The sequence below is a fragment of the Pseudomonas sp. 14P_8.1_Bac3 genome, assembly GCF_025466085.1.
In the GTDB taxonomy this organism is placed as follows: domain Bacteria; phylum Pseudomonadota; class Gammaproteobacteria; order Pseudomonadales; family Pseudomonadaceae; genus Aquipseudomonas.
The window spans coordinates 171,550-179,469 of record NZ_JANLOD010000065.1 but is presented as its reverse complement, the minus strand read 5'-3'; the positions used below and the strand labels follow the sequence as shown (position 1 = coordinate 179,469).

6 protein-coding genes are annotated in these 7,920 nt (G+C 61.6%); 1 reads left to right on the top strand and 5 read right to left on the bottom strand.

The window, feature by feature from the left end; translation table 11 throughout:
* Positions 1 to 81: 81 nt before the first annotated feature.
* The 5 genes from prpF to NTD84_RS21100 form a co-directional block, all read right to left on the bottom strand.
* Positions 82 to 1,272, bottom strand: coding sequence for a 2-methylaconitate cis-trans isomerase PrpF (gene prpF / locus NTD84_RS21120; protein ID WP_262169539.1), 1,191 nt, complete (start codon positions 1,270 to 1,272; stop codon positions 82 to 84).
* Positions 1,273 to 1,327: 55 nt separating this feature from the next.
* Positions 1,328 to 3,925 carry a Fe/S-dependent 2-methylisocitrate dehydratase AcnD gene (acnD, locus tag NTD84_RS21115; RefSeq protein ID WP_262169537.1) on the bottom strand — a complete coding sequence of 866 codons (2,598 nt, stop codon included), beginning with the start codon at positions 3,923 to 3,925 and terminating at the stop codon, positions 1,328 to 1,330.
* A gap of 206 nt (positions 3,926 to 4,131) precedes the next feature.
* Positions 4,132 to 5,259 carry a 2-methylcitrate synthase gene (prpC, locus tag NTD84_RS21110; RefSeq protein ID WP_262169535.1) on the bottom strand — a complete coding sequence of 376 codons (1,128 nt, stop codon included), beginning with the start codon at positions 5,257 to 5,259 and terminating at the stop codon, positions 4,132 to 4,134.
* A 211-nt stretch (positions 5,260 to 5,470) separates the two neighbouring features.
* On the bottom strand, positions 5,471 to 6,361 hold the full coding sequence (gene prpB / locus NTD84_RS21105; protein ID WP_262169532.1) for a methylisocitrate lyase: 891 nt from the start codon (positions 6,359 to 6,361) through the stop codon (positions 5,471 to 5,473).
* On the bottom strand, positions 6,358 to 7,080 hold the full coding sequence (locus tag NTD84_RS21100) for a GntR family transcriptional regulator (protein ID WP_410017370.1): 723 nt from the start codon (positions 7,078 to 7,080) through the stop codon (positions 6,358 to 6,360). Before NTD84_RS21100 ends, prpB begins: the two co-directional genes overlap by 4 nt.
* A 299-nt stretch (positions 7,081 to 7,379) precedes the next feature.
* Between NTD84_RS21100 and NTD84_RS21095 the strand changes: the two genes are divergently transcribed.
* Positions 7,380 to 7,916, top strand: a complete 537-nt coding sequence (locus NTD84_RS21095; protein WP_262169530.1) for an ATP-dependent zinc protease — start codon at positions 7,380 to 7,382, stop codon at positions 7,914 to 7,916.
* The last annotated feature ends 4 nt before the right edge of the window (positions 7,917 to 7,920 follow it).

Below are 7,920 nucleotides of genomic sequence, written 5' to 3'. Positions count from 1 at the left end.
CGTAATTACATCAAAAATTACTGTCGAATGACAGACCGCTTTCGCGAGCAAGCCCGCTCCCACACGGGTTCGGTGTGGAGGTCAGAACGAATCGCCGGGAATACGCACGAACCCTTCCATCAACACCCGAGCACTGCGGCTCATGATGGCTTTGTTCACGGTCCACTCGCCGTTCACCTGGCTCGCTTCAGCGCCCACGCGCAAGGTGCCGGACGGATGGCCGAAGCGCACGGCGTTGCGCTCGACACCGCCGGCGGCGAGGTTCACCAGGGTGCCGGTGATCGCTGCCGCCGTGCCGATGGCCACCGCCGCGGTGCCCATCATCGCGTGGTGCAACTTGCCCATGGACAGCGCCCGCACTAACAGATCGACATCACCCGCGGCAATCGCTTTGCCACTGGACGCCACGTAATCCGCAGGCTTGGCAACGAATGCCACCTTCGGCGTGTGCTGGCGTTTGGCGGCTTCATCCAGATTCGAAATCAACCCCATGCGCAGCGCGCCGTAAGCCCGAATGGTCTCGAACATCGCCAGCGCTTTCGGATCGCCGTTGATCGCGCCCTGCAGCTCGGTGCCGGTGTAACCGATGTCTTCGGCATTGACGAAAATGGTCGGAATGCCGGCATTGATCAAGGTCGCCTTGAACGTCCCGACGCCGGGCACTTCGAGGTCGTCCACCAGGTTGCCGGTAGGAAACATCGAGCCGCCACTGCCCTCTTCTTCCGCCGCCGGGTCCATGAATTCGACCTGCACTTCGGCGGCCGGAAAGGTCACGCCGTCGAGTTCGAAATCACCGGTTTCCTGCACCTCACCGTTGGTGATCGGCACGTGGGCGATGATGGTCTTGCCGATGTTGGCCTGCCACACGCGCACCACCGCCACACCGTTATGCGGAATGCGGCTGGCGTCGACCAGGCCGTTGCTGATGGCGAACGAACCGACCGCCGCCGACAGGTTGCCGCAGTTGCCGCTCCAGTCAACGAAAGGCTTATCGATGGAGACCTGACCGAACAGGTAATCGACGTCGTGGTCGGCCTTGATGCTTTTCGACAGGATCACGGTTTTGCTGGTGCTGGAAGTCGCGCCGCCCATGCCGTCGATTTGCTTGTCGTACGGGTCGGGGCTGCCGATCACCCGCAGCAACAACGCATCGCGCGCCGGGCCGGGAATCTGTGCCGCTTCGGGCAGGTCTTTCAGGCTGAAGAACACGCCTTTGCTGGTGCCGCCCCGCATGTAGGTGGCGGGGATTTTGATCTGTGCTACGTGAGCCATGGGTACTCCTTCAAAGCGATCAAAGGACTCATCATCCTTTGATCGCTGAACAGATTTAGACGGCGACCGCCGACTCTTCGAGGAAGTCCTGGGCGAAGCGTTGCAACACGCCGCCGGCCTCGTAGATCGACACTTCTTCGGCGGTGTCGAGTCGGCAGGTCACCGGCACTTCGACGCGCTCGCCATTGAGACGATTGATCACCAGCGTCAGCTGCGCACGCGGAGTGCGGTCGCCGATCACGTCATAGGTTTCGCTACCGTCGATGCCCAATGTGTGGCGATCGGTGCCCGGCAGGAACTCCAGCGGCAACACGCCCATACCCACCAGGTTGGTACGGTGAATGCGCTCGAAACCTTCCGCGGCAATCGCCTCCACACCGGCCAGACGCACGCCCTTCGCGGCCCAGTCGCGGGACGAGCCCTGACCGTAGTCGGCGCCGGCAATGATGATCAGCGGCTGCTTGCGTTCCATGTAGGTTTCAATGGCCTCCCACATGCGCATGACCTGGCCTTCCGGCTCGACGCGGGCCAGCGAACCCTGCTTGACCTTGCCGTTTTCCCGGACCATTTCGTTGAACAGTTTCGGGTTGGCGAAGGTCGCGCGCTGCGCGGTCAAGTGGTCACCGCGGTGGGTCGCGTAGGAGTTGAAATCCTCTTCCGGCAGGCCCATTTTCGCCAGGTATTCGCCCGCGGCGCTGTCGAGCATGATCGCGTTCGACGGCGACAGGTGATCGGTGGTGATGTTGTCCGGCAGCACCGCCAGCGGGCGCATGCCCTTGAGCGGGCGCGCACCGGCCAGTGCGCCTTCCCAATACGGCGGACGGCGGATGTAGGTGCTCATCTCACGCCAGTCGTACAGCGGCGTGACTTTCGGCCCGGTGTCTTCGTGGATGGCGAACATCGGGATGTACACCTGACGGAACTGCTCAGGCTTGACCGAAGCTTTGACCACCACATCGATTTCTTCGTCGCTCGGCCAGATGTCTTTCAGGCGAATTTCCTTGCCGTCGGCGTCCAGGCCCAACACATCTTTTTCGATGTCGAAACGGATGGTGCCGGCGATGGCATACGCGACCACCAACGGTGGCGAAGCGAGGAACGCGTTCTTGGCGTACGGGTGAATCCGGCCGTCGAAGTTACGGTTGCCGGAGAGCACCGCAGTGGCGTACAGGTCGCGGTCGATGATCTCTTGCTGGATCACCGGATCCAGCGCGCCGGACATGCCGTTGCACGTGGTGCAGGCGAACGCCACGACGCCGAAACCCAGCTGCTCCAGTTCATCGGTCAGACCGGCTTCATCGAGGTACAGCGCCACGGTTTTCGAACCGGGGGCCAGGGACGATTTGACCCATGGCTTGCGGGTCAACCCGAGTTTGTTGGCGTTGCGCGCCAGCAGGCCGGCGGCGATCACGTTGCGCGGGTTGCTGGTGTTGGTGCAACTGGTGATGGCGGCGATGATCACCGCGCCGTCCGGCATCTGGCCCGGCACGTCTTCCCACTGGCCGGAAATACCTTTGGCCGCCAGATCCGATACCGCGACACGGGCGTGCGGGTTGCTCGGGCCGGCCATGTTACGGACCACCGAGGACAGATCAAACGTCAGGCCGCGCTCGTATTGCGCACCCTTCAGGCTGTCGGCCCACAGTCCGGTGGTCTTGGCGTAGTTTTCGACCAACTGCACCTGCTCATCTTCGCGGCCGGTGAGCTTGAGGTAGTCGATGGTCTGCTGGTCGATGTAGAACATCGCCGCGGTGGCGCCGTATTCCGGGGCCATGTTGGAGATGGTCGCGCGGTCGCCGAGGGTCAGCTTGGAGGCGCCCTCGCCGAAGAACTCCAGCCACGCACCAACCACTTTCTGCTGGCGCAGGAACTCGGTCAACGCCAGCACCATGTCGGTGGCGGTGATGCCCGGTTGCAGTTTGCCGGTCAGTTCGACACCGACGCTTTCCGGCAGGCGCATCCACGAGGCGCGGCCGAGCATCACACTCTCCGCTTCGAGGCCACCGACACCGATGGCGATCACGCCCAGCGCATCGACGTGCGGGGTGTGGCTGTCGGTGCCGACGCAGGTATCAGGGAACGCAACGCCGTCGCGCACCTGGATCACCGGCGACATTTTCTCCAGGTTGATCTGGTGCATGATGCCGTTGCCCGGTGGAATCACGTCCACGTTCTTGAAGGCTTTCTTGGTCCAGTTGATGAAGTGGAAACGGTCTTCGTTACGACGGTCTTCGATGGCGCGGTTCTTCTCGAACGCTTCGGGATCGAAGCCGCCACGCTCGACGGCCAGGGAGTGGTCGACGATCAGTTGCGTCGGCACTACCGGGTTCACTTGGGCCGGGTCGCCGCCTTGCAGGGCGATGGCATCGCGCAGGCCGGCGAGGTCGACCAGGGCGGTCTGGCCGAGGATGTCATGGCAGACCACGCGGGCCGGGAACCACGGGAAGTCGAGGTCGCGTTTGCGCTCGATGAACTGCTTCAGGGATTCGGTGAGCGTGGCCGGGTCGCAGCGACGCACCAGGTTTTCCGCGAGCACGCGGGAGGTGTACGGCAGGGTGTCGTAGGCGCCAGGCTGAATCGCCTCGACCGCCGCACGGACGTCGAAGTAATCCAGATGGCTGCCGGGCAGCGGTTTACGGAATTCAGTGTTCATCGTCAGGACTCGGTCACGGTAGTTTCAAAAGGTGGGGCTTGGCACCCGGTCACCGAGATGACTCGGTCAAAGGTGGGAGCGGGCTTGCTCGCGAAAGCGCTGTTTCAGTCAACTTGAATGTCGAATGTCAGTCCGTATTCGCGAGCAAGCCCGCTCCCACATTGATTCCCGACTCAATCAGCAACCAGTGGGGTAGCCCCCACCATTCAGCGTTGTTCGATTGGCACGAACTTGCGCTGTTCGACGCCGGTGTACTCGGCGCTCGGGCGGATGATACGGTTGTTGGCCCGTTGTTCGAACACATGCGCCGCCCAGCCGGTCAGGCGCGAGCAGACGAAAATCGGTGTGAACAACTTGGTCGGAATACCCATGAAGTGGTAGGTCGACGCATGGTAGAAGTCGGCGTTCGGGAACAGTTTCTTCTGTTCCCACATGGTCTTGTCGATGGCTTCGGAGACCGGGAACAGCACCTTGTCGCCCACTTCGTCAGCGAGTTTTTTCGACCAGCCCTTGATCACCTCGTTGCGCGGGTCGTTGTCCTTATAGATCGCGTGGCCGAAGCCCATGATCTTGTCCTTGCGCTCGAGCATGCCGAGGGTGCCTTTGATCGCCTCTTCCGGCGACGAAAAGCGCTCGATCATTTCCATCGCCGCTTCGTTGGCGCCGCCGTGCAGCGGGCCGCGCAGGGAACCGATGGCGGCGGTGATGCACGAGAACAGGTCGGACAGGGTCGATGCACAGACGCGAGCGGTGAAGGTCGAGGCGTTGAACTCGTGTTCCGCGTAGAGAATCAGCGAAACGTTCATCACTTTGACGTGCAGGTCGCTCGGCTTCTTGCCGTGCAGCAGGTGCAGGAAGTGGCCACCGATGGTTTGTTCGTCGCTCACGCAGCTGATGCGCTTGCCGTCGTGGCTGAAGCGATACCAGTAGCACATGATCGCCGGAAACGCGGCCAGCAGGCGGTCGGTTTTATCGTGCTGCTCGGAGAAGTCCTTCTCCGGTTCGAGGTTGCCCAGGAACGAGCAACCGGTGCGCATTACGTCCATCGGATGGGCATCGGCGGGAATGCGCTCCAGCACTTCTTTCAGCGCTTGCGGCAGGTCGCGCAGCTTGCCCAGCTTGCTGATGTAGGCGTCCAGCTGCGCTTGGGTCGGCAGCTCGCCGTACAGCAGCAGGTAGGCCACTTCTTCGAATTGGGCGTCATTCGCCAGTTCGCGGACGTCATAGCCGCGGTAGGTCAGGCCTGCACCAGACTGGCCCACGGTGGACAGTGCGGTTTGCCCGGCAACCTGGCCACGGAGCCCGGCGCCACTGAGTACTTTTGCTTCGGCCATTGCTGTCTCCAGTTTTCTTGAATTTGTCAGAGATATTTCGGTTGTCCAACTACCCCTGTAGGAGCGGCTTGCTCGCGATGGTGGACGTTGCACCGCTGGGCATCAGAGCCCCCGCGTAATCGTTGACGTCCTTCGCGAGCAAGCTCGCTACTACAAGGGTGTGCCGTCGCATCTAAGATTGCAGGCACCATTCATAAATACAGGCGGTGCATTACTTCTTCGCGGCGAACAACGCATCGAGCTTCTGCTCGAAGGTGTGGTAATCGATGCGATCGTAAAGCTCCATGCGGGTCTGCATGGTGTCGATCACGTTCTGTTGCGTGCCGTCGCGGCGGATCGCGGTGTAGACATTTTCCGCAGCTTTGTTCATGGCGCGGAACGCCGACAGCGGGTACAGCACCAGCGACACATCAGCAGCGGCAAGTTGCTCGGTGGTGTACAGCGGCGTCGAGCCGAATTCGGTGATGTTAGCCAGGATCGGCGCTTTCACGCGGTTGGCAAACAGCTTGTACATCTCCAGCTCGGTGATGGCTTCCGGAAACACCATGTCGGCGCCGGCCTCGATGCACGCCGCGGCGCGATCCAGTGCGGACTCCAGACCTTCCACCGCCAGGGCATCGGTACGGGCCATGATCACGAAGCTGTCATCGGTGCGGGCATCGACGGCGGCCTTGATGCGGTCGACCATTTCCTGCTGGGACACGATCTCTTTATTGGGACGGTGACCGCAGCGCTTGGCGCCGACCTGGTCTTCGATGTGAATCGCCGCCGCGCCGAACTTGATCATCGACTTGACGGTGCGCGCGACGTTGAACGCCGAGGAACCGAAACCGGTGTCGACGTCCACCAGCAACGGCAGGTCGCAGACGTCGGTGATGCGACGCACGTCGGTCAGCACGTCATCCAGGCCGGTGATGCCCAGGTCCGGCACGCCGAGGGAGCCCGCAGCGACACCGCCACCGGACAGATAGATAGCCTTGAAACCGGCGCGCTTGGCCAGCAACGCGTGGTTGGCGTTGATCGCGCCGACCACTTGCAGCGGATGTTCGCTGGCGACCGCATCGCGGAAACGCTGGCCTGGAGTGCTCTTGTTGGAACTCATGACTCACCTCGTTCAGTGGCTGTCGGGTTAGCGCCGTCCTGGTAATGACGGGCGATATTGCGTTTGGAGGCGCCGATATGACGACGCATCAACAACTCGGCCAATTCACCGTCACGGTCGGCGATGGCATCGAGAATCCGGTGGTGCTCGGCAAAAGCCTGGCGTGGGCGATTCGGCGTGGTGGAAAATTGGATGCGGTACATGCGCACCAGTTGATAAAGCTCGCCGCAGAGCATCTGGGTCAGGGTGCGGTTGCCGCTGCCCTGGATGATCCGGTAATGGAAGTCGAAATCGCCTTCCTGCTGGTAGTAGCCGACGCCGGCCTGAAACGCCGCATCGCGCTCGTGGGTCTCCAGGACGTGGCGCAGCTCGTCGATTTCTTCAACGGTCATGCGTTCGGCCGCGAGGCGGCAAGCCATGCCTTCGAGGGATTCGCGGATTTCGTAGAGTTCGATCAGCTCGGCATGGTTCAGCGACACCACCCGCGCGCCGACATGAGGAACGCGCACCAACAGGCGCTGGCCTTCCAGACGGTGGATCGCTTCGCGCAGCGGTCCCCGGCTGATGCCGTAGGTGCGCGCCAGTTCCGGCTCGGAGATCTTGCTGCCCGGGGCGATCTCGCCCTTGACGATGGCCGCCTGAATGCGCCGGAAGACGTTCTCGGAAAGTGTTTCCGAATCATCTTGAGCAAAGACCGGGGGATCGAGTTGATCCAGCATATTGTCGACACCTTGAAAGCTGATGCAGGGAAAACTAACGAATACAGGGCATTTAGTCAAAGATAAAATGCGTATTGTCGACAATCGTCTAATAACCACCCGCACCATAACGAAGCAGCACCTCTGTTTACAGGCGCCTGCCAGCGCTGGCGCCATAAAACCACCGTGCTAGAATGCCGCCCGCATTTGTCGGTGACATCTGCACTGCCTGTCATAAATAGTTGCTAGGCATACGAGGGAGCTTGCGCAGCGATGCCAGGGCCTTGAATCGACACACGGACCGCCGCGCACCAGGATTTATGAGACTCAAGCCCTTCCCCACCTTCCTTTATCTGATCTGCCTGCCCGGTGTCGCCGCGGCGGGGGAAAAGACTGTGTACGGCCTCAACGAGTACGCCTCGCTGGACGGCATCAACCTGGAAGTCGCGGCTAAACTCGACACCGGGGCGAAAACCGCCTCGCTCAGCGCCCGCGACATCAAACGGTTCAAACGCAACGGCGAATCCTGGGTGCGCTTTTACCTGGCAATCGACGCCGCGCACTCGCACCCGATCGAACGCCCACTGGCCCGGGTCAGCAAGATCAAGCGCCGTGCCGGCGATTACGATCCGGAAGAAGGCAAGAAGTACACCGCCCGTCCGGTGATCGAACTGGACATCTGCATGGGATCGGCTTTGCGCAGCATAGAAGTGAACTTGACCGACCGAAGTGCCTTCCAATACCCGCTCCTGATCGGCTCCGAAGCGCTGAAACGCTTTGATGCGCTGGTCGACCCCAGTCTTAAATACGCTGCTGGCAAACCCGCCTGCGCCACCGACGCACATACCGCAGAGTAATTCC